Annotated in this window: 22 protein-coding genes and 1 pseudogene; 14 read left to right on the top strand and 9 right to left on the bottom strand. The window is 72.2% G+C overall.

The features are described 5' to 3' along the window. Positions 1 to 13: 13 nt before the first annotated feature. Together ACF1G2_RS01520 and ACF1G2_RS01515 are read right to left on the bottom strand one after the other, a co-directional pair. Positions 14 to 676 (bottom strand): response regulator transcription factor, encoded by a 663-nt coding sequence (locus ACF1G2_RS01520; RefSeq protein ID WP_145795093.1) that lies wholly within the window; start codon positions 674 to 676, stop codon positions 14 to 16. Beyond that, the gene (locus ACF1G2_RS01515) at positions 651 to 1823 is read right to left on the bottom strand and encodes a sensor histidine kinase (RefSeq protein WP_391796265.1); all 1173 of its coding nucleotides are present in this window, start codon (positions 1821 to 1823) and stop codon (positions 651 to 653) included. Before ACF1G2_RS01515 ends, ACF1G2_RS01520 begins: the two co-directional genes overlap by 26 nt. Positions 1824 to 2055: 232 nt before the next feature. On the opposite strand from ACF1G2_RS01515, the gene ACF1G2_RS01510 reads away from it, so the two are divergent. Continuing rightward, the gene (locus ACF1G2_RS01510; RefSeq protein ID WP_391796264.1) at positions 2056 to 4269 is read left to right on the top strand and encodes an MMPL family transporter; all 2214 of its coding nucleotides are present in this window, start codon (positions 2056 to 2058) and stop codon (positions 4267 to 4269) included. A gap of 180 nt (positions 4270 to 4449) precedes the next feature. Here the strand turns inward: ACF1G2_RS01510 and lysA are convergent, their stop codons facing one another. From lysA to ACF1G2_RS01495, 3 genes are all read right to left on the bottom strand, one after another. Continuing rightward, positions 4450 to 5784, bottom strand: coding sequence for a diaminopimelate decarboxylase (lysA, locus tag ACF1G2_RS01505; RefSeq protein WP_391796263.1), 1335 nt, complete (start codon positions 5782 to 5784; stop codon positions 4450 to 4452). A gap of 15 nt (positions 5785 to 5799) precedes the next feature. Further along, positions 5800 to 6150 carry an SAV_915 family protein gene (locus tag ACF1G2_RS01500; RefSeq protein ID WP_391796262.1) on the bottom strand — a complete coding sequence of 117 codons (351 nt, stop codon included), beginning with the start codon at positions 6148 to 6150 and terminating at the stop codon, positions 5800 to 5802. A 184-nt stretch (positions 6151 to 6334) separates the two neighbouring features. After that, positions 6335 to 6871, bottom strand: a complete 537-nt coding sequence (locus ACF1G2_RS01495; protein WP_391796261.1) for a hypothetical protein — start codon at positions 6869 to 6871, stop codon at positions 6335 to 6337. Between the two features lie 122 nt (positions 6872 to 6993). On the opposite strand from ACF1G2_RS01495, the gene ACF1G2_RS01490 reads away from it, so the two are divergent. Next, positions 6994 to 8463, top strand: coding sequence for an aminotransferase class I/II-fold pyridoxal phosphate-dependent enzyme (locus tag ACF1G2_RS01490; protein ID WP_391796260.1), 1470 nt, complete (start codon positions 6994 to 6996; stop codon positions 8461 to 8463). 90 nt (positions 8464 to 8553) lie between these two features. Here ACF1G2_RS01490 and ACF1G2_RS01485 read toward each other — a convergent pair whose 3' ends face one another. Beyond that, positions 8554 to 10092, bottom strand: a complete 1539-nt coding sequence (locus ACF1G2_RS01485; protein ID WP_391796259.1) for an FAD-dependent oxidoreductase — start codon at positions 10090 to 10092, stop codon at positions 8554 to 8556. A gap of 290 nt (positions 10093 to 10382) precedes the next feature. Between ACF1G2_RS01485 and ACF1G2_RS01480 the strand changes: the two genes are divergently transcribed. From ACF1G2_RS01480 to ACF1G2_RS01470, 3 genes and pseudogenes are all read left to right on the top strand, one after another. Further along, positions 10383 to 12620 carry a catalase gene (locus tag ACF1G2_RS01480; protein ID WP_391796258.1) on the top strand — a complete coding sequence of 746 codons (2238 nt, stop codon included), beginning with the start codon at positions 10383 to 10385 and terminating at the stop codon, positions 12618 to 12620. Positions 12621 to 12740: 120 nt separating this feature from the next. Further along, positions 12741 to 13856, top strand: a complete 1116-nt coding sequence (locus ACF1G2_RS01475) for a glutamate--cysteine ligase (RefSeq protein WP_391796257.1) — start codon at positions 12741 to 12743, stop codon at positions 13854 to 13856. A gap of 142 nt (positions 13857 to 13998) precedes the next feature. Then, a pseudogene (locus ACF1G2_RS01470) lies at positions 13999 to 14299 on the top strand (potassium-transporting ATPase subunit B); the annotation flags it as partial. 156 nt (positions 14300 to 14455) lie between these two features. Here ACF1G2_RS01470 and ACF1G2_RS01465 read toward each other — a convergent pair. Continuing rightward, positions 14456 to 16111, bottom strand: a complete 1656-nt coding sequence (locus ACF1G2_RS01465; RefSeq protein WP_391796256.1) for an FAD-dependent oxidoreductase — start codon at positions 16109 to 16111, stop codon at positions 14456 to 14458. 236 nt (positions 16112 to 16347) lie between these two features. Here ACF1G2_RS01465 and ACF1G2_RS01460 point away from each other — a divergent pair, with 236 nt between their 5' ends. The 7 genes from ACF1G2_RS01460 (at position 16348) to ACF1G2_RS01430 (ending at position 21682) form a co-directional block, all read left to right on the top strand. Next, complete coding sequence (locus ACF1G2_RS01460; RefSeq protein ID WP_391796255.1) at positions 16348 to 17472, top strand: SchA/CurD-like domain-containing protein; 1125 nt, start codon at positions 16348 to 16350, stop codon at positions 17470 to 17472. 68 nt (positions 17473 to 17540) lie between these two features. Further along, positions 17541 to 18011 (top strand): cupin domain-containing protein, encoded by a 471-nt coding sequence (locus ACF1G2_RS01455; RefSeq protein ID WP_391796254.1) that lies wholly within the window; start codon positions 17541 to 17543, stop codon positions 18009 to 18011. Further along, positions 18008 to 19276, top strand: coding sequence for a beta-ketoacyl-[acyl-carrier-protein] synthase family protein (locus tag ACF1G2_RS01450; RefSeq protein WP_391796253.1), 1269 nt, complete (start codon positions 18008 to 18010; stop codon positions 19274 to 19276). Before ACF1G2_RS01455 ends, ACF1G2_RS01450 begins: the two co-directional genes overlap by 4 nt. Beyond that, positions 19273 to 20520 carry a ketosynthase chain-length factor gene (locus tag ACF1G2_RS01445; protein ID WP_391796252.1) on the top strand — a complete coding sequence of 416 codons (1248 nt, stop codon included), beginning with the start codon at positions 19273 to 19275 and terminating at the stop codon, positions 20518 to 20520. Before ACF1G2_RS01450 ends, ACF1G2_RS01445 begins: the two co-directional genes overlap by 4 nt. 24 nt (positions 20521 to 20544) lie before the next feature. Then, on the top strand, positions 20545 to 20805 hold the full coding sequence (locus ACF1G2_RS01440; protein WP_391796251.1) for an acyl carrier protein: 261 nt from the start codon (positions 20545 to 20547) through the stop codon (positions 20803 to 20805). A gap of 1 nt (position 20806) precedes the next feature. Beyond that, positions 20807 to 21286, top strand: a complete 480-nt coding sequence (locus ACF1G2_RS01435; protein ID WP_391796250.1) for an SRPBCC family protein — start codon at positions 20807 to 20809, stop codon at positions 21284 to 21286. A 63-nt stretch (positions 21287 to 21349) separates the two neighbouring features. Further along, the gene (locus ACF1G2_RS01430; protein WP_391796249.1) at positions 21350 to 21682 is read left to right on the top strand and encodes a TcmI family type II polyketide cyclase; all 333 of its coding nucleotides are present in this window, start codon (positions 21350 to 21352) and stop codon (positions 21680 to 21682) included. Between the two features lie 133 nt (positions 21683 to 21815). Here ACF1G2_RS01430 and ACF1G2_RS01425 read toward each other — a convergent pair whose 3' ends face one another. Together ACF1G2_RS01425 and ACF1G2_RS01420 are read right to left on the bottom strand one after the other, a co-directional pair. Beyond that, positions 21816 to 22844 (bottom strand): methyltransferase, encoded by a 1029-nt coding sequence (locus ACF1G2_RS01425; protein ID WP_391796248.1) that lies wholly within the window; start codon positions 22842 to 22844, stop codon positions 21816 to 21818. A 53-nt stretch (positions 22845 to 22897) separates the two neighbouring features. Continuing rightward, on the bottom strand, positions 22898 to 23959 hold the full coding sequence (locus tag ACF1G2_RS01420; protein ID WP_391796247.1) for a nitrous oxide reductase family maturation protein NosD: 1062 nt from the start codon (positions 23957 to 23959) through the stop codon (positions 22898 to 22900). 343 nt (positions 23960 to 24302) lie between these two features. Between ACF1G2_RS01420 and ACF1G2_RS01415 the strand changes: the two genes are divergently transcribed. Together ACF1G2_RS01415 and ACF1G2_RS01410 are read left to right on the top strand one after the other, a co-directional pair. Next, a complete protein-coding gene (locus ACF1G2_RS01415; protein ID WP_391796246.1) occupies positions 24303 to 24815 on the top strand; it encodes a sortase in 513 nt (170 codons plus the stop codon). A gap of 126 nt (positions 24816 to 24941) precedes the next feature. After that, complete coding sequence (locus ACF1G2_RS01410; RefSeq protein WP_391796245.1) at positions 24942 to 25643, top strand: class F sortase; 702 nt, start codon at positions 24942 to 24944, stop codon at positions 25641 to 25643. Positions 25644 to 25657: the final 14 nt, after the last annotated feature.

Raw genomic sequence — 25657 nt, 5'->3', positions numbered from 1 at the left:
CCCGGCACCCGGCTCAGGTTCCGGGGAGGACACGGCGCGTTTCATAGGCCCACATCGCGATCTCGACCCGGTTGCGGGCGCCGAGTTTGGCCATCAGGCTGGCCAGATGCGTCTTCACCGTGCTGAGGCTGATGTGCAGTGCATCGGCGATCTCAGTGTTGGTCAGCCCGCGAGCGACGGCGAGGAGCACCTGCTCCTCGCGGGCGGTGACGGGGGAGACCGGCTGGGCCGCGGGCCGGCCGGCGGGCAGGTCCGCGAATGCCTGGAGCAGACGGACGGTGACGCTGGGCGCGATGAGCGCCTCACCGTCGGACGCCGACCGAACGGCCTGCGCCAGAAGGTCCGGTCCCGTGTCCTTGAGGAGGAATCCGCGGGCGCCGGCACGCAGTGAGCCGTAGACGTACTCGTCGAGGTCGAACGTGGTGATGACGACCACGGCCAGCGGGTCGGCGACGCCCGGGCCGGCGACCAGCCGGGTGGCCTCGAGCCCGTCGAGTACGGGCATGCGGATGTCGAACAGGCAGACGTCAGGGCGTAGTTCGCGGGCCAGGCGTACCGCTTCCCGCCCGTCGGCGGCCTCGCCGACCACCTCGATGCCGGGCTGGGCGTTCAGCATGATCCGCAACCCCGTGCGGATGATCGTCTGGTCGTCAGCGACGAGGACGCGAATGGACACCGCTCTCGCTCCTGGCTCTCGGCAGCTCGGCTTCGACATGCCAGCCCCGTTCGGTACCCGGGCCGGCTCGTAGTGTGCCGCCGAGCAGGGTCGCGCGTTCGCGCAGTCCGGTAAGTCCGTATCCGTCGCGACCCCGGCCGGTGCGCCGGCCGTTGTCGCGCACGCTCACCCGTACCGTGTGCCGTTCCGCCGCGACCCGAACGGCGAGCTCGGTCGCGTCGACCGCGTGGCGCAGCGCGTTGGTCACCGACTCCTGCACGATCCGGAAGACGGCCGCGTCCACGGCCGGGGGCAGCGCGTCCAGTTCGCCGTCGAGCCCCAGGTCGACCCTGAGGCGACCACCCGGGGTGCGCACCAGGCGCTCCAGATCCGCGACTCCGGCAGGGGGCGCCAGCTCGGCGCCGACCCCGCGGTCGCGCAGCGTGGCGACCATGGCGCGCATTTCCTCCAGCGTGCGGGCCCCTTCCTCCTCGACCCCCTCCAGCGCCTCGACGGCGGCGGAGGGGTCGGTGCCCGCGAGCACCCGGCCCGCCTGGGCGATGATCACCATGGCCGACACGTGGTGGGCCACCGTGTCGTGCAGTTCCCGGGCGAGCTGCTCGCGCTCGCGGGAGCGCACCTGCTCCAACTGCCGCTCGCGAGCGGTCACCCGGAACCGCACGGCAGCCCCGACCACGCCGGGCAGCAGCAGGAAGGCGAAGCCCACGACCTTTTCGACGACCGGGGTCTCGTCCGTGACGACACACAGGGCGCCGGCCGCGAGGATCACCGCGCCGCCCAGCACGATCTCGCGTCCCGATCCCCAGCGGGGCAGCGCGTACACCAGGACGAGCACGACCGCGCCGGTGTACAGGCCGACGGGCTCGCGCGGTGCGGCGACGAGCGAGGCCACCGGAAGCAGGATCACCGAGCCGAACGCCAGCGTCACCATCGCCAGCGGGCGGGTCCGGCGCCACAGGAGCAGCAGGCACAGCCATACGGCGAACACGACCGCCACCGGCCGCCACACGACGTTCTCGCGCAGGGTGGCCTCCAGCACCACAGAGGCAAGGCCCGCGGCGAGCAGCGCCCAGTCCCGCCGCACCCGGGCGGGCGCGTCGGGCGGCCGGGGTTCGGTCCACAGGGTGCGCAGGTCGTCTCGGAGCACGGTTCTCAGCCTAGGGACCGCGGCGTGCCGCGCATCGGCCGAAAGAACGGGTTCTCACTCCGCCCCGGGGCCGACGGATCCGCGGCCCGCGGGCCGATGCCGCGGAGCGCCGTGGCGACGAGCCTCGGCATCAGCGGCCGTACAAGGACGGCCCACGAGGTGGTTGGAGGACCCGATGCTCTCGAAAGTCCTGTTGCGCCTGGGCGCAAGCGCCGCCCGCCATCCTTGGCGGGTGATCGCGGCATGGCTGATCGCCGCCACGCTCGCCGTCCTCGCCGCCGTCGCCTTCGGCGGGCGTACCGCGGACTCGATGACCGCTCCGGGACTGGACTCCCAGCGGGCCGCGGAACTGATCGAGCGGGCAGGCACCGGCCAGGAGGGGATGACCGCCCAAGTGGTCGTCACCCCCCTCGACGACGGTGCGACGTTCTTCGACGACGACGGCGCGCGCACCGCTCTCACGCGGCTGCGGGCCGAGGTGAACCGGCTGCCGCACGTGCTCGGCACGAGCGACCCGGCGGGGGCGCTCGACACGGGAGGGGACACCGCCGTGCGCGGCGGCCTCGTCTCGGCAGACGGGCGGATCGCGGTCGTCCGGGTGCAGTACCCCGACCAGAGCCGGCTGTCGGCCGAAGACCTCGACGCCCTCGTCGATCTCGGCGACCGGCTGCGCGCCGAGCTGCCCCTGCGGATCGAGATGGGCGGGAACCTCTTCTACGCCTTCTCCGACCCCGACGGCGGCGCGAGCGAGCTGATCGGGATCCTCGCCGCCGCCGCGATCCTGTTCCTGGCGTTCGGTTCGCTCGTCGCCGCCGCGCTCCCGATCGGCATGGCGGTCTTCGGGCTGACCATCGGAGTCGCCACGATGACGGTACTGGCGGGGGTGACGGACGTCCCGACCTTCGCACCGGTCCTGGGCAGCATGGTCGGGCTCGGAGTGGGCATCGACTACGCGCTGTTCGTGCTCGCCAGGCATCGGGAGTACCTCGCGCGCGGGCTCGATCCCCACGAGGCGGCGGGGCGCGCGGTGGCCACGGCGGGGAGGCCCGTGGTCTTCGCCGGCGTCGTCGTCGTCGTATCGATCCTCGGTCTGGCGGTCGCGAACGTGCCGTTCATGACGGTGGGCGGGCTCGCCGTCTCGATCGTCGTTCTGACCATGGTGCTCGCGTCGGTGACGCTGCTGCCGGCCTTCCTCGGCGCGGCGGGCCCGCGCCTGGCCCGGGCCGGCCGGATCGGCCGGGCCCTGCGGGCCAGGAAGCCGGGCCGACTCGCACGGCGGCGGGACCCGGCGGCAGGCGCCGCTCCCGCCGCCGGTTGGCGGCGCTGGATCGGGCACGTCAGCCGGCACCCGGTTCTGTACGCGATCGGCGCGGCGGGGCTGCTGCTGACCGCGACGCTGCCCGTGCTCGGCCTGCGCGTCGGCCTGCCCGACGACGGCTCACTGCCCCCCAGCCGTACCGAGCGCCGGGCCTACGACCTCGTCGCCGAGGGGTTCGGTCCGGGCACCAACGGTCCCCTCGTCATCGCCGCGGACCCCACCGGTGATCCGGGAGCGCTGGACCGACTCGTCGGGGCGGTCGCGGCGGATCCGGGCATCGCATCCGTCGCGCCGACGCACGTCGATCGGGCCACCGGCATCGCGACCCTCGTGGTGTTCCCGACCACCGGCCCTCAGGACAAGGCGACGGCCGACACCATCGCCCGGCTGCGCACCGACGTGCTGCCCACGGCGATCGGGCACGGCCCGGCCAGGGCCCACGTCGGCGGCGCCGCCGCGAGCCTGTCCGATGTGGGCCAACGCACCAGCCAGCGCCTGCCGCTGTTCGTCGCCGCCGTGCTGGCGATGTCGTTCCTGCTGCTGATGCTGGTCTTCCGCTCGGTACTCGTACCGCTCAAGGCGGTACTGCTGAATCTGCTGAGCATCGGCGCGGCCTACGGCATCATGGTCGCGGTCTTCCAGTGGGGCTGGGGAGGCGCACTCATCGGGCTGGAAGCGACGGTTCCGATCGTGTCGTTCATCCCGATGTTCCTCTTCGCCATCCTGTTCGGACTGTCGATGGACTACGAGGTGTTCCTCCTCTCCCGCGTACGCGAGGAGTACCTGCGCACCGGCGACAACGGCACGGCGATCGTCGAGGGCGTCTCGCGCACCGCCCGGATCATCACCTCGGCCGCCCTCATCATGGTGGCGGTCTTCCTGTCCTTCGCCGTCGCCGACGACCCCTCCACCAAAATGTTCGGGCTCGGCCTGGCCACCGCGATCTTCATCGACGCCACGGTCGTACGCATGGTGCTGGTACCGGCGACCATGACACTCCTCGGCCGGACCAACTGGTGGCTGCCGAAGTGGCTGGACCGGACGCTTCCCCGCGGCCCGGGCGGCACCGACGACACCGACGCGGAATCCACGGGTGAAGCCCCGCGTCCACGGCTGGTCGACCGTTGACCCGACTCCTGCCCGCGCTTGGCGTCCGGCGGGGTATGGGCCCTACTCGCCGACCGGCAGGTACGGCTCGCTGAACTCCCCATCCGCGTGCATCAGTTGGACTCGCGTCACGTAAGACCGCCTGTCGGACCGGATCGTGTCACGAAGGCGTGTCCCGCTGATCACGACTCGATACGCGCCCTAGTCGCCGACGTCCCGGCCGCGGAGGTCGTCCAGCGTCTCCCGCCGTACCAGGAGACGGGCGGCGCCGCCGTCGACCGCGACGACCGGGGGCCGGCCGACCAGGTTGTAGCCGGAGGCCATGGACAGCTGGTACGCGCCCGCCACCGGGACGGCGAGCAGGTCACCGGGGCGGACGTCACCGGGCAGTCCGACGTCCGCGGCGAGGATGTCGCCCGCCTCGCAGTGCCGTCCCACCACCGTGGCCGTACGGTTGCCCACGGTGGAGCGGCGGCCGACCAGCCGGGGGGCGTAGCGCACGCCGTACAGCGCCGGGCGCGGGTTGTCGCTCATGCCGCCGTCCACGGCGACGAACACCCGGTCGCCTGTGGTCTTCACGGCGAGCACCCGGTAGAGCGCCACCCCCGCGGGGCCCGCGACGGCCCGCCCGGGTTCGAGGGTGAGCCGGGGCACCGGGAGCCCGGCCGCCGCGCAACTCGCCGCGAGTTCGGTGCGCAGTCCCCGGGCCAGGGCCGTGAGGTCGAGGGCGGCTTCGCCCGGACGGTACGCGATGCCGTGGCCGCCTCCCATGTCGAGTTCGGGCAGGACGAGACCGTGGGTGTCGCGGATGCGGGCCATCAGGCCGACCATGCGGCGCAGGGCCGCGACGTACGGTTTGACGGTCGTGATCTGGGAGCCGATGTGGCAGTGCAGCCCGACCAGCGGGAGTTGAGGCTGCGTCAGCAGACGGGTGATGGCGTGCTGCGCGCTGCCGTCGGTGAGGGAGAGGCCGAACTTCTGGCCGTCCGTGCCGGTGCGGATCTTCACGTGGCCGCCGGCCGAGACGCCGGGAACGACGCGCACCAGCACTTTCTGCCGGCCGTGCGGGCCCACCGCGGCGGCCAGCCGCGCGATCTCCGACGGGCTGTCGATGACGATCCGGCCGACCCCGAGCCGCAGGGCCGTCGCGATGTCGCGCGGCGACTTCGCGTTGCCGTGCAGGACGATCCGGTCCGGCGGAAAGCCTGCGGTGACGGCGAGTTCGAGCTCGCCCGCCGAGCAGACGTCGAGGCCGAGGCCCTCCTCGCGGACCCAGCGGACCATGGTGCGGGAGAGGAACGCCTTGGCGGCGTAGAGCACGTCGGCGTCGGGGAACGCGGCGCGGTAGGCCCGGCAGCGGGACCGTACCTCGCCCTCGTCCAGGACGTACGCCGGGGTGTCGAACCGCGCGGCGACATCGGCGAGCGACACTCCGCCGACGGCGAGGTCACCGTGGGGGAGCGGGGCCGTGGACGCCGGCCACACCGACAGATCGTCCGCGTCCGCGGCGGTCTCGGCGGCCATCACGACGGTCATGTGTCTCGTCCCTTCTCAGACGGCCCGCAGGGCCCGGACCGGGACAAGCCCCGGCGTGCGCGCGGCGCCCCGGGGAACCGCCGGAGCCGACAACGCCGGGTCCACGGTGACCAGGCTCGCGCCGAGCGGCTCGCACAGCGCCCGCAGAACGGACGCCGAGAGCCGGATGTACGGCTGGTGCTCGCCCAGCACGGCGGTCAGCCGCTGTGTGCTGGTGAACCCGACGGCGGTACGCGCGCCCAGCGGGGTGCGGAACAGCCGGATCACGCTCTGCGTGCCGCTTCCCGGCCGGACGGGCACGTACAGCGGTCCGGCCGGGACCTGTTCCTCGGGCTCGGGATCGTCGTCGTACCGGAACAGACACATGGTGCCTCCCTGGGGAGCCGTGAACGGTGGGTGGGCCCCCGATCGCCGTGAGGCGGACGCGGGGCCCGCCCCGAAGCTATCCCCGGCGCCGCACCGCCGGGGCGGTTCCCTGACGCCGTCTTGACGGCGATCGGCCGGTTCCGTACACGCCGCTGACGGCCTGCGGGCGGACATGCCGGACTCCTCAGTCCAGCCCGGAGATGCGGAAGACCGTACGAGCGGTCTCTCGGTCGAGGCGCAGGGCCAGCAGGTCCAGTTCGGCGCCGCCGTGGACCAGAGTGCCGCGGGCCGCGGAGACGCGGGCGTCCGCCTCCAGGCGGTGCCAGAGCGGTGGATTGGCGAAGAAGACGCGTGGATCGACCTCGGCCCGGGTGCCGGTGGTGTCGCAGAGGATCACCCGTTGGGCGACACCGTCGCACCAGCGCACGGAGGTCAGCCGGTCCGTGCGCACCGTCCGCCGCGTGATCGGACCGCGGACGGTCAGCCGGCCCGGGACCGCCTCGACCCGCGGCGGCAGCAGGATGGCGAACAACAGGAACGAGAGCCCGCACCACAGCAGGGCGTGGACGGCGTTCAGGCTGCTGTTCCCCGCCTCGACGGCGAGCGACACGCCGAGCAACACCGCCGCGAACCCCACGGCGGCGCGCGCCTCCGAGGGCCAGCCCACGTCGTGGACGGCGTCGGCCGGGTGGTCCTCCGACGGTATGAAGGGGAGTTCCATGCAGGGGACGGTAGGCCGCGGACGGAGTCCCGTCCCGGCGTTTTACGGACTCTCTGCGCGCCGGACGGCCGCACCGGAGCGCTGTCCGTTTTCGCCCGACCATGACGGGCAGGTGTCGAGACATGGACCAGTCGAAGACGCCCGTACTCGATGCCCTGGCCGCCTACCACGAGAGCGGTCAGACACCGTTCACGCCGCCCGGGCACAAGCAGGGACGGGGCGCCGATCCGCGGGTGCGCGCGGTGCTCGGCGACGCCGTCTTCCGGTCGGACGTGCTCGCCAGCAGCGGCCTTGACGACCGGACCTTCTCGCACGGCGTCGTGGAGGAGGCGCAGAAGCTCATGGCCGACGCGGTCGGGGCCGACCACGCGTTCTTCTCCACCTGTGGAAGCTCCCTGTCCGTGAAGTCGGCGATGCTCTCCGTCGCTGGGCCGCACGAGAAACTCCTCGTGGGCCGGGACGCCCACAAGTCGGTCGTCTCGGGACTCATCCTCTCGGGCATCCGACCCGTCTGGGTTGACCCGCAGTGGGACCCCGAACGCCATCTCGCCCATCCGCCCTCGGCCGAAGCCTTCGCCGCGGCCTTCGCCGAGCACCCCGACGCACGCGGCGCGCTGGTGACCACGCCGACCCCCTACGGCACCTGCTCCGACCTCGGCGCCATCGCGGAGGTCTGCCACCGCAACGGCAAGCCCCTGATCGTCGACGAGGCATGGGGCGCGCACCTGCCGTTCCACCCCGACCTGCCGACCTGGGCCATGGACGCGGGCGCGGACGTGTGCGTCACCTCCGTCCACAAGATGGGCTCCGGCCTGGAGCAGAGTTCGGTGTTCCACCTCCAGGGCGACCTGGTCAGGCCCGAGGTGCTCAAGAGCCGGGAGGACCTGCTCGGGACGACCAGCCCCTCCGTTCTCGTGTACGCGGCCCTGGACGGCTGGCGACGCCAGATGGTCGAACACGGAAAGGCCCTCTACGACGACGCCCTGGCCCTGGCCGCGGACGTCCGGGAACGGATCGCGGGCATCGACGGCCTCCGGCTGCAAGGGCGGGAGGAGTTCTGCGGGCCCGGCAGGGCGGCGGACATGGACCCCCTCCAGGTCTTCGTCGACATCAGCGCCTGGGAGGTCACCGGCTACCGGGCCGCCGACTGGCTGCGCCGCCACCATCGGATCAACCTCCACGTCGCCGACCAGCGGCGTATCAGCGCCCAGCTCACCCATGCCGACGACACGGAGACGACGGGCGCCCTGCTGGCGGGCCTGACCGATCTGGCCGCCCATGCCCCGCAGCTCCGTACGGGGCAGCCCGTCGACGTGCCGTCACCGTCCGGGCTCCGGCTGGAGCAGGCGGCACTGCCCCGCGACGCCTTCTTCGGGCCGACCGAGCAGGTGCCCTGGGAGCAGGCGGAAGGCCGGATCGTCGCCGAGATGCTCACCCCCTACCCGCCCGGCATCCCCGCCGCGCTGCCGGGGGAGCGGCTCACCAAGGCCGTGCTGCGCTATCTGCGGTCCGGGGTCGATGCCGGCATGGTCGTGCCCGACGCGGTCGACACCGCGGTCACCAGCGTCCGGGTCGTGCGCGAGGACACATGAGGCCGAGGTGCCTGTGGTCCTGGGGCTGTGACGGCTGTGGCTCTGCGTCGGTAACGGCGTACACCGTGCCGAAGCCGCCAGCCGCGGCTGTCAGAGCTCGTCGGGATCCCGTCGTTCCAGCGGCTTCAGCGCGGGCCCCTGCAGGATCTCGCCGTCGATGCCGAAGCGGGAGCCGTGGCAGGGGCACTCCCAGGTCCGTTCCGCGTTGTTGAAGGCGACAAGGCAGCGCATGTGCGTGCAGACGGCGGACACGGCGTGCAGTTCGCCCCGGTCGTCGCGATGCACGGCACACGGCCCCCCTCCGGCCCGTACGACGGTGCCCTCACCCGCCCGCAGCTCGTCGACAGGCCCGTTGGTGCCGTCGCCCAGCGTCTCCAGGCGGTCCTTCACGAAATGCTTCCCCGTGTCCCACTGAGTCTTGAGGAGCGCGGGCGCGGAGCGGAGGGCGGGACCGATCCGGGCGGGGTCGTAGAGCGCGGCCCACGGCTCCCGGCCGCCCGTGACGAGAGAGGCGATGAGACGTCCGGCCAGGACGCCCCCCGTCATCCCCCACCCGGCGAACCCTGTCGCCACGTAGACGTTCTTCCCGGCCGTGGGCAGGCCCCCGATCAGGGGCAGAGTGTCGGTCGAGCTGTTGTCCTGCGCCGCCCACCGATGCGTGATCCCGACGCCCGGGAAGCGCTCGGCGGTCCAGGCGGTCAGCCGGGCGTAACCGGCTTCGGTGTCCTCCCCGCCACCCGGGGTGAACGCCTCCCCGGTGACGATGAGAAGACGGGCGCCGTCCGCGAGCGGCGCTGTGCGGACCGACCTCTTGCCGCCCTCCTCGGTGATGTACATGCCGCCCGGGTCCTGACCGGTGGGCAGTGGCCCGGCGATGACCAGGTCGCGGTGCTGCGTGAGCCGGGTGGCCAGGAGGGCGTGGTCGAAGAGCGGATGGTGCGTGGCCACGACCACGTGACGGGCCGAGACGCCGACCCCGGAGGCCGTGGTGACCCGGCACGGCTCGCCCCCGCGCACGCCGGTGACGCGCGTGTTCTCGTACAGCCGGACCCCTCGCGCGAGGAGACCGTCCACCAGGCCTCGCAGGTAGGCCACCGGGTGGAACTGCGCCTGGTCCTCCACCCGGACGGCGCCGGCGACCGGGTAGGGAAGACCGGTCTCGGTGACGAAGGAGGCGTCGAGCCCCGCTGCCCGGGCGGCTTCGGCCTCGGCCCGCAGCGCGTCGGTTCCGTCGGGTCCCTCGCAGTAGGTGAAGGCAGGGCGGCGTTCGAGCGAGCAGTCGACACCGAGTTCCTCGGCCACCTCGACGACGCGGCGCATCGCGGCGCTCTGGGAGGTCGCGTACAGGCGGGCGGCCTCCTCGCCGTGCTTGGTGCGCAGCGTGTCGTAGACGGCGGTGTGCAGCGCGGTGACCTTGCCCGTGGTGTGGCCCGTCACGCCACCCGCGAGGCGATCGGCTTCCAGAACGACGACGTTCAGGCCCGCGCCGGCGAGTTCCCAGGCCGCGCTGAGCCCCGCGATGCCGCCGCCGACGACCGCCGCGTCCGCCTTCACGGCGGCCGTCAAGGGGTGGAACGAGGGGAGGTGAGCCGTCTGCGTCCAGTAGGAGCCGGGGGCGATGCTGTTCATACCCGCGCGGCTGCCCTGAAACGCGGCCACGATGCGCGGGACGGCGGCCGCGATGCGCGGGCCGTGTGCGCGGCCGATCGCGGGCGGCGCCCGCGCGAAACGCGGGTGGGAAATCCTGGCTCTTCCCGGTTCGGCCGCACCGTGTCGGGCAGGCGCCGCGAAGCGAAGGGAGCGTCGGGCATCTGCCGCGAATCCCCGCTGGTGCGGGTGAGACCTGCTCCGGCCCCGTTTGGCAGGTGAACCCTCCCGGCCATTTCTGATACGTCCGCCGAACCACCTTGGGAGAGACCATGACCACCCAGTCTGCCGGTACGCGACCGACCCCGGACGACGGCGACGTGCCGGGTAAGCCCGGTCCGGTCTCGCCCGACGTGGCCGAGCCCACGCGGCCGACGGGGCCGCTCCCTCCGAAGGCGGACCAGAGCGGACCGGAGACCGTGAGCCCGACCGGTCAGGCCACCGGGGCCGAGCAGACCCGCATGGCGCAGAGCGGCGCCCATCTGACGACCGCGCAGGGCGCGCGGCTGTACGAGACCGACCACTCGCTGAAGGCCGGAGCGCGTGGTCCGGTGCTGCTCCAGGACCACCATCTGCGCGAGAAGATCACGCACTTCGACCACGAGCGGATCCCGGAGCGGGTCGTGCACGCCCGCGGCGCCGCCGCGCACGGCGTCTTCCTGGGATACGGCAGCGCCGGCGGGGTGAGCAAGGCGGCCTTCCTGGCCAAGGACGTGGAGACCCCCGTATTCGTACGCTTCTCCACCGTCCTCGGCTCGCGGGGCTCGGCGGACACGGTGCGGGACACCCGGGGTTTCGCGACGAAGTTCTACACCGAGGAGGGGACGTTCGACCTCGTCGGCAACAACATCCCCGTCTTCTTCATCCAGGACGCGATCAAGTTCCCCGACGTCATCCACGCGGGCAAGCCGCACCCCGACCGCGAGATCCCGCAGGCGCAGAGCGCCCATGACACGTTCTGGGACTTCGTGTCGCTGCACACCGAGGCCACCCACCACACCCTCTGGAACATGTCCGACCGGGGCATCCCCCGGTCCTACCGGATGATGGAGGGTTTCGGGGTCCACACCTTCCGGCTGGTCGACTCCGGCGGGGACACCGTGCTGGTGAAGTTCCACTGGAAGCCGAAGCTGGGCGTGCACTCCCTCGTCTGGGAGGAGGCCCAGCTGATCAACGGCATGGACCCGGACTTCCACCGGCGGGACCTCTTCGACGCCATCGAGTCGGGGGCCTTCCCCCAGTGGGAGCTCGGCATCCAGGTCTTCCCCGACACCCCCGACCAGACGTTCGAGGGGATCGACCTCCTCGACCCCACGAAGATCGTGCCGGAGGAGCTGGCCCCCGTGCAGCCCGTCGGCCTGATGACGCTGAACGCCAACACCAGGAACTACTTCGCCGAGACCGAGCAGGTCGCCTTCCACCCCGGCCACCTGGTACCGGGCATCGACGTGACGGACGACCCGCTGCTCGCGGGCCGTCTCTTCTCCTACCTCGACACCCAGATCAGCCGGCTGGGCGGCCCGAACTTCGGCCAGATCCCGGTCAACCGGCCGCACGCGCCCGTCAACGACATGCTCCGTGACGGCATGCACCAGACCGCCGTGCACACCGGCGTCGCTCCGTACCGGCCCAACAGCCTGGACGGCGGCTGCCCCTTCCTGGCCGGCGCCGACACGGGAGCGTTCGTCGAGACGCCCGTCGCGGTGCCCGAGGCGAGGAAGGTCCGGGAGGCGCCCGCCTCGTTCTCGGACCACTTCACGCAGCCCCGGCTCTTCTGGCTCAGCATGACCCCGCCGGAGCGTGAACACATCATCGCCGCCTACACCTTCGAGCTGAACAAGTGCTTCGAGCAGGCGGTCAAGGAACGCGCGCTCCAGGTGCTCGCCAACATCGACCCGCAGCTGTGCGAGCAGGTCGCCGCGGGCCTCGGACTGCCCGCGCCGGAGGCCACGGTCCCCCTCGCGGAGCCGGACGCCAGTCCGGCCCTCTCCCAGCTGGGCGGGACATGGCCCACGGAGGGCCGCGTCGTGGGGATCGTCGCCGACGGGTCGGCCGACCTCGACGGGGTGCGCTCCGCCCGGCAGGCCGTCCTGGAGCGAGGCATGGTGCCGCTGGTCATCGCCCCGGCCGGTGGCACGCTCGACGCGGACGGCGACCCGATCACGGTCCGCCGGACCTTCGCCACGGCCCGTTCCGTCGAGTTCGACGCCCTCCTGTTCGCCGGGGCGCCCGCGCCCGCCGCCGACGCCCACGGCGCCCGCGACGCGAAGGCAGGGACCCCCGGACGGCGCGACGTCGACCCGCGCGTCCTGCTGCTGCTCACCGAGGCGTACCGGCACGGCAAGGCCGTCGGAGGCTGGAACGGCGCCCGGGCCGTGCTCGAAGCCGCCGGCATCGAACCCGGCGGGCCCGGCGTCGTCATGGGGGAGAGCGGTACGGCCGCCGTGACCGCGGCCGCCGAGGCGCTGGCGGAGCACAGGGCCTGGGACAGGTTCCCGCCCGCGGTCTGAGACGCGAGCACCGCGCGCGGCTCGGCCGCGGAAGGCGGCAGGGACCGGAGACCGGCATGCTCGAAGCACGGGAGGGCAGACGTAGGGGCGTACCGGCCGGGTGACTCTCTAGGTGGCGGCATGCGCAGCGTAGGCGTGGAAGAAGAGCTCATGCTGGTCGACGGGCGCAGCGGAGCCCCGCTCGCCGTCTCGGGGGCGGTCCTTGCGGCCGCCGACCGCCAGGCGTGGCGACGGACGGACGGGGACGGCGAGAAGCCCCACGAGTTCGAGGGGGAGCTTCAGAAGGAGCAGGTGGAGTTCGCCACCAAGCCGGTCACGGAGATGGGCGAACTCCAGGACGAGATCACCCGCATCCGCGGCGAGGCCGCCCGCCACGCGGCGCACTCCGGCGCGCTGGTGGCGGCCCTCGCGACATCGCCCCTGCCCGTGCGGCCCTCGCTGAACGCGGGCAAGCGGTACCAATGGCTGGGGGAGCAGTTCGGGATCACCGCCCAGGAGCAGCTGACGTGCGGCACGCACGTCCACGTCTCCGTGGAGTCCGACGAGGAGGGCGTCGCCGTCCTGGACCGCATCCGCCCCTGGCTGGCCGTCCTCCTCGCGATGAGCGCGAACTCGCCGTTCTGGCACGGCGAGGACAGCGGGTACGGCAGCTACCGCAGCCGGGTGTGGAACCGGTGGCCCTCCGCGGGCCCGACGGAGGCCTTCGGATCGGCCGACCAATACCACGAGCAGGTACGCGCCATGATCGGGACCGGCGTGCTGCGGGACGAGGGCATGGTCTACTTCGACGCCCGGCTGTCGGCCACGTATCCGACGGTGGAGATCCGGGTCGCGGACGTGTGCCTGGACGCGGAGACCCCCGTCCTCCTGGCGGCGCTCATCCGCGCCCTGGTGGAGACCGCGGCCCGCGCGTGGCAGGGCGGTGAGCCGCCGGCCCGGGTCGGCACGAGCCTGCTGCGGCTCGCGTCCTGGCGCGCCGGCCGCTCGGGCCTCGACGGACCGCTGCTCCATCCGGCCACGATGCGGGAGACGTCCCCCGCCCACGCCGTCGACGCGCTCCACCGGTACGTGCGGGAAGCGCTGGCCGACCACGGCGACGACGAGCGGGTCCGCCAGGGAATCGCCCACCTGCACGAACGCGGCAACGGAGCCCGCGTCCAGCGGCGACTCCTCGCGAGCGAAGGCAGCCTCGCCCGGATGGTGACGCGGTGCGCGCGGCTGACCACCGGCGGCTGACCACAGGCTGACCACCGAGGTCCGACCACCGAGGGCTGACCCGGAAGCTGTCGCCCCGGACCTTCGTACAAGACGCGTCAAGAGCGTGCTGAGCGGCGTATGGGAGCCGTTGACGAAGGCCGCGCCCTGGCTGAGAAGCGGTCTCCTCGTCTGCCTCATCCCGACCACGATCGGCGCGCTGCTCTCCGCCGTCGCCATCGCCTGCATGGACCGGCTCGTCCAGCGCAATGTGCTCGCGATGTCGGGCCGCGCGGTCGAGGCCGCCGGCGACGTGAGCACCCTGCTCCTGGACAAGACGGGCACGATCACGCTCGGCAACCGCCGGGCCGCCGAGTTCGTCCCCGTACGCCGGACGACGGAGGCCGAGGTCGCCGACACCGCGCAGCTCTCCTCGCTCGTCGACGAGACGCCCGAGGGCCGCTCGATCGTCGTCCTCGCCCTCGCGCAGGCGGACGTCGGCGTGGCGATGAACACGGGCACGTCGGGCGCGAAGGAGACCGGTCGGTCGTCTTCAACGCGCTGATCATCGTCGCGCCGGCCCCATACCCCGTCGGCCCGTGCTCCTCGGAGCACGGGCCGACGGGGTGCGTGAGAAACCGTCAGGAGCGGTCGAGAACGGCCGCGAGCACCTCCCGCAACTCCGCTTCCGGATCGGCCGACGCCCCCTCGGAGCGCCACGCGACGAACCCGTCCGGGCGGACCAGCACCGCCCCGTCCGTCGCCACACCGTGGACCTCCGCCCAGTCCAGGCTCTCGGGCGACAGCTCCGGATCAGGACCGTCACCGATCCGGTACGAGTCCAGGGGCACCGACAGCTCCTCCGCCACCCGGACCGCCGCGGCGTGCCACGCCCCGCTGCCGTCCCCGGAACTCAGGAGCACCAGGGACCGCTCGTACAGATCCAGGGTGGAGACCCGGGCACCCGCGCGATTCAGCCACATGTGGGGCGCCCGGCTGCCGGGCTCCCCCGTCAGTCGCACGCCGTCCGGCACGACCGGCACCGTCACGTCGGCACCGAGCACCGCACCCTGCGGATAGCGGTAGCCGAGCGCCACGTTGAGGATCCCGCCCTTCCGCCCGCCGGGACCGCCCGCGCCCGGCTCGGGGGCGTACCCCGGGTGGCTGTGCTCCACCGAACGCGACGCGGCACGGGAACTCGTCGCCTCCGCGACCGGCCGGCGCTCCGCGTCGTACGACGCCAGCAGACCGGGACCGGCCCAGCCGGCCAGCACGGCGGCCAGCTTCCACGCGAGGTTGTGCCCGTCCTGGATACCGGTGTTGGAGCCGAACGCCCCGGTGGGCGGCATCTCGTGGGCGGCGTCGCCGACGAGGAACACCCGCCCGTCCGCGTAGCTCCGGGCGACCCTCTGCGCGGCGTGCCAGGGCGCGCGGCCCTTGATCTCCACATCGAGCTCCGGCACCCCCACGGCACGCCGGATGTGCTCCGCGCACCGCTCGTCCGTGAACTCCTCCAGCGTCTGCCCGCGTTCGGGGTGCCAGGGCGCGTGGAACACCCAGCGCTCCCGGTTGTCGACGGGCAGAAGCGCCCCCTCGGCCTCCGGATTCGTCAGGTAGCAGACGACGAAGCGCCGGTCACCGACGACATCGGCGAGGCCCTGCGACTCGAACATGACGCTCACATTGTGGAACAGGTCGCCCGGGCCGGTCTGTTCGATGCCGAGCTGTTCGCGTACCGGGCTGCGCGGACCGTCCGCCGCGACGAGGTAGTCCGCCCTGATCGTGACGTGCTCGCCCGACTCGCGGCTCTTCACCCGTGCGGTCACCCCCTCCGAGTCCTGCTCGAACGACATCAGCTCCGAGGAGAACCGCAGGTCCCCGCCCAGCTGCCGCGCGCGCTCCAGGAGCACCGGTTCGAGATCGTTCTGGCTGCACAGGCACCAGCCGGCCGGGCTGAAGCGGGCGAGACCGCCACCCGGGTCGATCTCCTTGAACAGCCATTCGCCGACGTCGCCGACCAGGCTGGGAGTCTGCAGGATGCCGTTGTTCCGCCCCAGGACGGACGCGGCCGCCTGGATCTGCCGCTCCACACCGGCTCCCCGGAACAGCTCCATCGTCCGCACGTTGTTGCCACGCCCCCGCGGGTGGATGGAGGTCGCCGCATGGCGCTCGACGAGGGTGTGCGGCACACCGAGTCGCCCCAGGAAGAGCGATGTGGACAAGCCCACCAGAGAGCCGCCGACGATGAGGACGGGCGTGCGGTGAACGACCTCGCCGGCGTCTTCGGATCGGTTCATTGAATGCCTCCAGCGTCACGTGCGACGCGAGTCAGGGGTGGGATGCGGATTCATTCCCTCCGGGGAGCGCCGCGCGCGCTCGGAGCACCCGATTGACGCGGGGTTCACTCGTCCGCCCCGTGGGGCTCGCGTCGATCGGGGCGCCCGCCGACGATCGGCACATGACGACCCCGGCGCCCTCATCGGGCACGGCGGTCCCTCCCGACCCTCCTGTGAAGAGAGAAGAGGTGCGCCGGATGACCAACTCGGGACGCATATCTCAGTCCGCTTTCGACGGTTCCAGGCTGCGGGTGATCCTGCTCCTCGACCTGTACGAAGGCGCCCAGGAGCAGTTCCTGGACGCGTACGAGCTGATGCGCAAGCAGGTCGCCTCCGTCCCCGGACACATCAGCGACCAGCTCTGCCAGTCCATCGAGAACCCCTCGCAGTGGCTCATCACGAGCGAGTGGGAGAGCGCTCCGCCCTTCCTCGCCTGGGTGAACAGCGAGGAGCACGTCGAGACCGTCCGGCCGATGCACAGCTGCGTCCGTGACACCCGTTCGATGCGCTACAGCATCGTCCGCGAGACCGGTCCCCGACAGCCGCACGCGCAGGAACCGGTGGCGCGGCGCGAGCAGGTCGCGGCCCGGGTCGGCGACGGCGTCGCACGCCACGCCCTCACCTTCACCGTCAAGCCGGGCTCCGAGTCCAAGGTCGCGGAACTCCTGGCCGGCTACCAGTCGCCGAAGGCCCAGGTCGACGAGAACACCCGGCTGCGCCGCACCTCGCTCTTCATGCACGGCAACCGCGTCGTACGCGCCGTGGAAGTGGAGGGCGACCTCCTCGCGGCCCTGCGTCACGTCGCCCGCCAGCCCGAGGTACGGGCGGTCGAGGAGGCCATCAACCCGTACCTGGAGCAGGACAGGGACCTGACCGACCCCGAATCGGCCCGTGTCTTCTTCACCCGGGCGGCCCTCCCGGCCGTCCACCACGTGGTCTCCGGGCGGCCGGCCCCGGACGGGCTGCGGCGCCACGCGCTGTACTACCCGGCGAAGGAAGGCCGCGGCATGGACCTGGCCCGTCTGCTGGCACAGCAGGACGAGGCCGCGGCGGACGACCCCGAGAACCCGGTGTGGGGCAGCACGGTCTTCCAGCGCGACGACATCGTGGTGCGTCTCATCGACATCACCGGCGATCTCGATCTCGACCCCCTCGCCTCCCTGGGACTCAAGGGCACCCGCAAGGCGGCGGTACTCGAGCGTCTCCTCGACGGCGCGGCGATCGGCGTCGAGGGCTCCCTGGACTCGGAGCGCAACATCAACCGGCTCCTGTCGCACGCCGACATGCTGCCCGTCACCGACCGCAGCTCGGCGGACTCCTGACGTACGGCCGTGGCCCCGGCCGCGGCCGTCCCCCGCACGTCACTGCCACACTCGGAGGTATCAGAACCATGCTCAAGCAGCGTCCACGCATCGTGACCCTGAGCGAGACGGAACCCAACCGCAGGCGCGGAGGTGATCTGCGTGCCATGCTCACGCCGGCCACCGTGGGCTCCACCAGCGGCTTCATGGGGCTGGCCATCGTGCAGCCCGGCGAGCGCATCGGGGAGCACTACCACCCGTACTCCGAGGAGTTCGTGTACGTCGTCTCGGGCGCTCTGGAGGTGGACCTGGACGGCGAGACGTACGGGCTCCAGCCCGACCAGGGGCTCCTGATCCCCATCGACATGCGGCACCGCTTCCGCAACGTCGGCGACGTGGAGGCCCGCATGGTCTTCCACCTCGGCCCGCTCGCCCCGCGTCCCAGCCTCGGTCACGTCGACACGGAGGTCACCGAGGAGGGCGAGCTCGCCGCGGCCGGTCCGCACCTGACCGTGCACGACCCGGCCCAGGTGTCCGAGCGAAGCGGGGCCATCGAGTGACCCGGCGAGTGGCCGTCACCGGTATAGGTGTGGTCGCTCCGGGCGGCACCGGAGCGAAGGCGTTCTGGGACCTCCTCTCCAACGGCCGTACCGCGACCCGCGGCATCACGCTGTTCGATCCGGCCGGCCTGCGCTCCCGCATCGCCGCCGAGTGCGACTTCGACCCGATGGCGCACGGCCTGGACCCTGAACTGAGCCTGCACGCCGACCGGTACATCCAGTTCGCCGTCGTCGCCGCCGGAGAAGCCGTACGCGACTCCGGGCTCGACACCGGCGCGGAAGACCCCTGGCGCGTCGCCGTCTCCCTGGGCAGCGCCGTCGGCGGCACCACCCGGCTCGAACACGACTACGTCCTGGTCAGCGAGGGCGGCCGGCGGTGGGACGTGGACCACCGCGCGGCCGATCCCAAGCTGCACCTGGCGTTCTCGCCGAGCACCCTGGCCTCCGTCGTCGCCGAGCAGTTCGGCGCCCGCGGCCCGGTGCAGACCGTCTCCACGGGCTGCACCTCCGGCCTCGACGCCGTCGGCTACGCCTTCCACACCATCGAGGAGGGCCGGGCGGACGTCTGCATCGCCGGGGCGTCCGACTCGCCGATATCGCCGATCACCATGGCCTGCTTCGACGCCATCAAGGCGACGTCACCCGACAACGACGACCCCGAGCACGCCTCCCGGCCCTTCGACGACCACCGCAACGGGTTCGTCATGGGCGAAGGCGCGGCGGTCCTCGTCCTCGAGGAGTACGAGCACGCCAGGGCGCGCGGTGCGCACGTGTACTGCGAGATCAGCGGCTACGCCACGTACGGCAACGCGTACCACATGACCGGCCTGACCAGCGAGGGGCTCGAGATGGCCCGGGCGATCGACAACACGCTCGACCAGGCCCGCCTCGACCCCACCCTGATCGACTACGTCAACGCGCACGGCTCGGGCACCCGGCAGAACGACCGGCACGAGACGGCCGCCGTGAAGCGGTCCCTGGGCGCGCACGCCTACGACACGCCCATGAGCTCCATCAAGTCGATGGTGGGGCACTCGCTCGGCGCGATCGGCGCGATCGAGGTCGTCGCCTGCGTCCTCGCGCTCCAGCACCAGGTGGTGCCTCCGACGGCGAACTACGAGACCCCCGACCCCGAGTGCGACCTGGACTACGTGCCACGCACCGCCCGCCCGCGGAAGCTGAGGAACGTCCTCTCCGTCGGCAGCGGATTCGGCGGCTTCCAGTCCGCGGTCCTGCTCACCGGGGCGGGTGGGAGGTCACGATGAGCACTGAGCGCCCTCAGCGGGCGGTCGTCACCGGCATCGGTGTGATCGCCCCCAACGGACAGCACGCGGACGCGTACTGGAAATCCGTCCGGGAAGGCCTCGGCGTCCTGGACCTGATCACCCGGGAGGGATGCGACCAGCTCCCGCTGAAGGTCGCGGGCGAGGTACGGGGCTTCGACGCCTCGACCCTGATCGAGGAGCGGTTCCTCGTCCAGACGGACCGCTTCAGCCACTACGCGATGGCCGCGGCCTCCCTGGCCCTCGACGACGCCGGTCTCGCCCGGGACGACCCGGAGGAGCCCTTCTCCATCGGCGTGGTCACCGCCGCGGGCTCCGGAGGCGGCGAGTTCGGCCAGCGGGAGCTGCAGAAGCTCTGGGGACAGGGGTCCAAGTTCGTCGGCCCCTACCAGTCCATCGCCTGGTTCTACGCGGCGAGCACCGGCCAGATCTCCATCCGGAGCGGCTTCAAGGGCCCCTGTGGGGTGGTCGCGAGCGACGAGGCCGGCGGCCTGGACGCCGTCGCCCACGCCGCCCGGGCCGTACGGCGCGGCACGGGCGCGGTGATCGTCGGCGCCGCCGAGGCGCCCCTCGCCCCGTACTCGATGGTGTGCCAGCTCGGCTACCCCGAGCTCAGCACCGTCGAGGAGCCGGACCGGGCCTACCGCCCCTTCACCGCCGGAGCCTGCGGCTTCGTCCCGGCGGAGGGTGGCGCCATGCTCGTCGTGGAGGACGAGGCGCGCGCCCGCGACCGGGGAGCGGCCGTCCGGGCCGTCGTGGCCGGGCACGCCGCCACGTTCACCGGCGCCTCCCGCTGGGAGGAGTCCCGGGAGGGACTCGCCCGCGCGATCCGGGGCGCCCTCGACGAGGCCGGCTGCGCCCCCGAGGAGGTCGACGTCGTGTTCGCCGACGCCCTCGGCGTACCGGAGGCGGACCGTGCGGAAGCGCTGGCGATCGCCGACGCCCTGGGGCCGCACGGCCGCCGCGTGCCGGTCACGGCGCCCAAGACCGGCATCGGCCGCGCGTACTGCGGGGCGCCCGTCCTCGACATCGCGGCCGCGGTCCTCGCCATGGAACACGGCGTGGTGCCCCCCACTCCCAACGTGTTCGACATCTGCCACGACCTCGATCTGGTGATGTCCCGCGCTCGGCCCGCCGAGCTGCGCACGGCCCTCGTCCTCAGCAGGGGACTCATGGGATCCAACGCGGCGCTGGTCGTGCGCCGCGGCGGCGACTCCGCCCGGTAGGACCGGGCGGGAAGGAGAACACACATGATCACCACCGCACTGACCTTCGACGAGCTCGCCACGCTGATGAAGCAGGCCGCCGGCGTGACGGTCGACCCCAAGGAACTGGCGAAGGCGCCGGACGCGCCCTTCAACACCATCGGCCTCGACTCGCTCGGCCTCCTCGGCATCGTCGGCGAGGTGGAGAACCGCTACAGCGTGGCGCTGCCCACCGACGCGGAGCGCTGCAAGACGCCCGCCGAGTTCGTCGACATGGTCAACACCACCCTCAAGACGGGAGTCTGACGTGTCCGGTCACACCGACAACAGCATCACCATCGACGCTCCGCTCGACCTCGTGTGGGACATCACCAACGACATCGAGAACTGGCCGAACCTCTTCAGCGAGTACGCCTCCGTCGAGGTGCTCTCGCGGGAGGGCGACTCCACGACCTTCCGCCTGACCATGCACCCGGACGACAACGGGAAGGTCTGGAGCTGGGTCTCGGAGCGCACCGTCGACCGTCCGAAGCGGACCGTCCGCGCCCGCCGCGTCGAGACCGGTCCGTTCGCCCACATGGACATCCGGTGGGAGTACGAGGAGACGCCGGCCGGCGTCCACATGCGCTGGGTGCAGGACTTCGCGATGAAGCCCGAGGCCCCGGTCGACGACGACTGGATGACGGACAACATCAACCGCAACTCGCGCACCCAGATGACGCTGATCCGGGACCGCATCGAACAGGTCGCCCGCGACCGCCGGAGCGCCTCGGTCCTGCCCGGCTGACATCCGTACCCAGGGCGCCCGCACCCGGGCGCCCGTACACCGCACACCCAGGAAGGACGCTCGATGCACCACGCCCTGATCGTCGCCCGCATGGCCCCAGGCTCGGCACCGGCGATCGCCGACGTGTTCGCCGCCTCCGACCGTGGCGAACTCCCGCACCTGGTCGGCGTCTCCCGGCGCCGTCTCTTCCAGTTCGGCGACGTGTACCTGCACCTCATCGAGTCCGAGCAGGACCCGGCGCCCGCCATCGCGAAACTCGCGGGGCACCCCGAGTTCCGGGACGCCAGCGAGAAGCTGTCGGCGTACGTCAGCGCCTACGACCCGGCGACATGGCGCAGCCCCAAGGACGCCATGGCGCAGTGCTTCTACAGCTGGGAGCGCGACGCGGGTTCCTGAACCCCGAGCGCTCGCACGACAGCGAAACCCGAGGCCGCCCGCCCCGCGAACGAAGCGGAGCGGGCGGCCTCGGGTTTCCGGTCGTCCCGTCAGGCGTTTCCGGTCGTCCCGTCAGGCGTTTCCGGTCGTCCCGTCAGGCGGGGACGGTGCACTCGAAGGCGTGGAGATACGCGTTGACCGGGCGGATCTCGCCGATGACGAGCCCCGCGTCCGTCAGCCGGTCGACCATGCTCTGCCGGGTGTGCTTCGCACCCCCGACGTTGAGCAGGAGCAGCAGGTCCATGGCCGTGGTGAACCTCATCGACGGAGTGTCGTCCACGAGGTTCTCGATCACGATGACGCGAGCCCCGGGCCGCGCCGCCTTCCGGACGTTGGCCAGCGCCCTGCGGGTGCTGTCGTCGTCCCATTCGAGGATGTTCTTGATGATGTACACGTCCGCCTGGACGGGGATGTCCTCACGGCAGTCCCCGGCGACGACACGGACCCGCGGGCCCAGAGCCTTCGCGTCCCGCAGCCGGGGATCGGCGTTCTCCACCACGCCCGGCAGATCGAGCAGGGTGCCGTGCAGGGCGGGGTGCCTCTCCAGCAGACTCGCCAGGACGTGCCCCTGACCGCCGCCGATGTCCGCGACCGAGCCCACCCCCTCCAGGTCCAGCAGGTCGGCCACGTCCTGCGCGGACTGCCGGCTCGACGTCGTCATGGCCCGGTTGAACACGTACGCGGATTCGGGGGCCTCTTCGTTGAGGTAGGTGAAGAACTCCCGCTCGTACACGTCCTCGAAGACGTTGCGACCGGAGCGCACCGCCTCGTCGAGCTTCGGCCAGACGTCCCACGTCCACGGCTCGGTGCACCACAGCGCGATGTACCGCAGGCTGTGCGGATCGTCCTCGCGCAGCAGCCGGGACATCTCCGTATGCGCGAAGGTGCCGTCGGGGTGCTCCGTGAAGACGCCCTGGCAGGACAGTGCGCGCAGCAGCCGGCGCAGGGTCCCCGGCTGGGTCTTCACCGCCGCCGCCAGGTCCTCCACGGTCATGGGCGTGTCGTCCAGGGCGTCCGCCACACCGAGACGGGCGGCCGCGCGTACGGCGGCGGCGCAGGCCGCCCCGAATACGAGCTCCCTCAGCCGCATGGGCGGCGGGGGAGCAGGATCAACAGTCGTCATCTGTCGCCTTCTCTGTGCTGTGGTGCCGTGGGTGGGGGAGCGGAGCCGGCCGTTCAGCACATGCCCGCGGGCTCCGAGACTCCACAGGTGTTGCGGCTGAAGGTGTTGCCCTTGCCGGTGTCCCGGTTGGCCAGGTCGGCCGCGCCGTTGCGGAGCACGACGTTGTCGCGGATCTCGTTGCGCTCGTTGAGGGCGCCGACGAAGCTCTTGAACAGCACGATGCCGCCGGAGAGCGGCGAGGTGCCCACGTTGTCCTCGATGCGGTTCTCCGCCACCAGCGTCTCCTCGGCGCCGGTGAGGACGATGCCCGAGCCCTGCAGGAAGGGCAGCCGGGGGGTCTTGGGACAGTGCTTGTTGTTCTCGTGGACGTAGTTTCGGCGCAGGGTCATGGCCCCGGCGCGCGGAGTGGACTCGTCGCCCACCACGAACACCGCGGCACAGTTCCCGGTCGCCTCGTTCCGTTCGACGGTCAGGTTCCGCAGGCGCCGCACCGTGACGCCGATCCGGTTGCCGGACATACGGTTGTGGGAGATCACCGTCCCCTGCGCGTCGACGGCACCGGCCTCCGTGTCGGTGGTGTTGGACACGAAGAGGCCTGCGTCGCCGTTGTCCCGGGCGACGTTGTGACTCAGCACGCTCCGTACGGAACGCTCCTGGGCGATGCCCCAGTTGCCGTTCTTCTCCGCCGTCACCCTCTGGACCTTCAGGCGGTCGGTCCGGGACGCCCACAGGCCGTTCTTGGCGAAGCCCCGGACGGTCAGGGAGCGCACGGTGACGCCCTCGACGGGGCTGCCGTCCGCGCCGGTCACGCAGATGCCGTGGCCGGCCCTGGCACACGTGTCGGTGGCGGCGGTGTCGGGCACGAGGACGGAGGGGAAGACGATCGAGCCCCGCAGGGTCACGTTCGGCGTGGTGATGCGGACGCTCTCGCGGTAGGTGCCGGGAGAGAGGACGACCGTGTCCCCCGGCTTCGCGGCGTCCACGGCTTTCTGGATCGATTCGCCGGGCTTGACCCGGTGCACGGTTCGCTTCTCGGCAGTCGGGGCGGCGGCACCCACCCCCGAGGCCACGAGCGCCACGGTGCATGCCAGGTAGGCGATCTGTCGTTTGGTCATATGCCGAAGCTATGAGGGGGCGTTCCGGGCCGCCACCGCTGATCCCCCGGCCGGGCAGCGCTTCCCCCGAACGTCGTCGGCGCCGCCCGCTCCGCCGCCGACGGCTGGGGCGTGTCCTTCGCCCGTTCGCCTCCCGCGAGCGGTCGATCTTGCAGCGCCGGGTCCGCCACTGTGACCTGCGGTGACGGGGCGACCGGATCGTGATCAAGCCGCCGACCGGGCGACACCCGCGCGGGCCGCTCGCGTTGCGGTCACCGTGGGCCGGCGCTTGCCTCGTGCACGGAGCACAGCACAGGTGCCGCGCAGACACGCCGGCCGAGAAGGCTCCGTCGAAGGAGAAACCATGCGTCTCGCACGTACCGGCCCCGTGGTCGCCCTGATCATCGGCGCCCTCGCCCTGTCCGCCCCCACGGCCTCAGCCGCCGAGGGGGAGTCCACCGCAGAAGCGTCGGCGAACGTCCGCATCACCCCGGGGAAGGTGTCCCCGGGCACCACCGTCACCGTCAGCACCTCGGCCTGCGGCAAGGAGACCTACGGCAAGGGCGAGTCGGAGCTCGCCGGGCAGTTCCACCTCTTCCCGGGGGACCGCAAGGGCGTCCTCGTGGGCGAGTTCCAGGTGCCGGACGGCGCCGCCTCGGGCACGGACACCGTGACCCTCAAGTGCCCGCCGCGGGTGAAGCTGACCGCCACGTACCAGATCGCCGGCCGTCCGAACGGTCCCGTCGACGCCGGCTTCGGAGGAAGCGCCGACAAGGAGACGGAGTCCGGCCTCGGCTGGCTGCTGCTCGGCGGCGCGGTCGTGGGCGGAGCGATCGTCCTGCGCCGTCGCGCGTCGGCCGCCAGGACGTCGGCCTGACCGTATGCCGGGACACGCCCGTGCCACCCCGGCCGAGCGTACGTCCGCACCGCGCCTCCGTCCCCCGGCCTCGCGAGGATGCTTGGGGACGGAGGCGTTCGGGCGCCGAACGAAGGCACCACGACCATGAGAAGAGACTCCGGGAGCACGCCACCCGCCCCGCCGCCGCGCGCCACCCCGTCGTTCGGGTGGCTGGTCTGGGCCGCGCTCGCCGGAGCTCTGCTGCTCGCCGACGCGACGCGCGACGACGAACCCCCGCGCCCGGCGGCCGGCACCGGGCAGCCCGCCGCACGGATCGCCGGCGGAGCCGGGACCGCCGGGGAAGGCGCCTCCGGCCGTCCGGCTCCCGAACCGCTCTCGGCTTCACCGCCCGTACGGATCCGGATCCCGGCCATCGACGTCGACGCCTTGCTGATGCACCTGGAGCTGGACGCGAAAGGGGTGCTGCAGCCACCACCCGCGACGGCCCCCGCCTTCGCCGGCTGGTACGCCGACGGGACCCCGCCCGGTGCGCTCGGGACCGCCGTCGTGGCGGGACACGTGGACACTCCCGCGGGGCCCGCCGTCTTCCATCAGCTCGGCGCAGTGAAGCCGGGTGCCCGGATCGAGGTCGACCGCAGGGACGGCCGTACGGCCGTCTTCACGGTCGACGCGGTGGAGGAGCACGAGAAGGGCCGGTTCCCGGACGACAAGGTGTACGGCGACTCGGGCCGCCCGGAACTCCGGTTGATCACCTGCGGCGGCGCCTGGTCCCAGGGCACCGGATACCAGGCCAACACCGTCGTCTACGCCACGCTGACCGCGACGAGGCGGATGGGCGAGACCTAGGAAGGTTGACACGC

Origin of the sequence: Streptomyces sp. NPDC013457 (assembly GCF_043089925.1) — a bacterium.
Classification (GTDB): Bacteria; Actinomycetota; Actinomycetes; order Streptomycetales; family Streptomycetaceae; genus Streptomyces.
The sequence above is the reverse complement of the archived record's forward strand: the minus strand, read 5'-3'. Positions and strand labels throughout refer to the sequence as shown.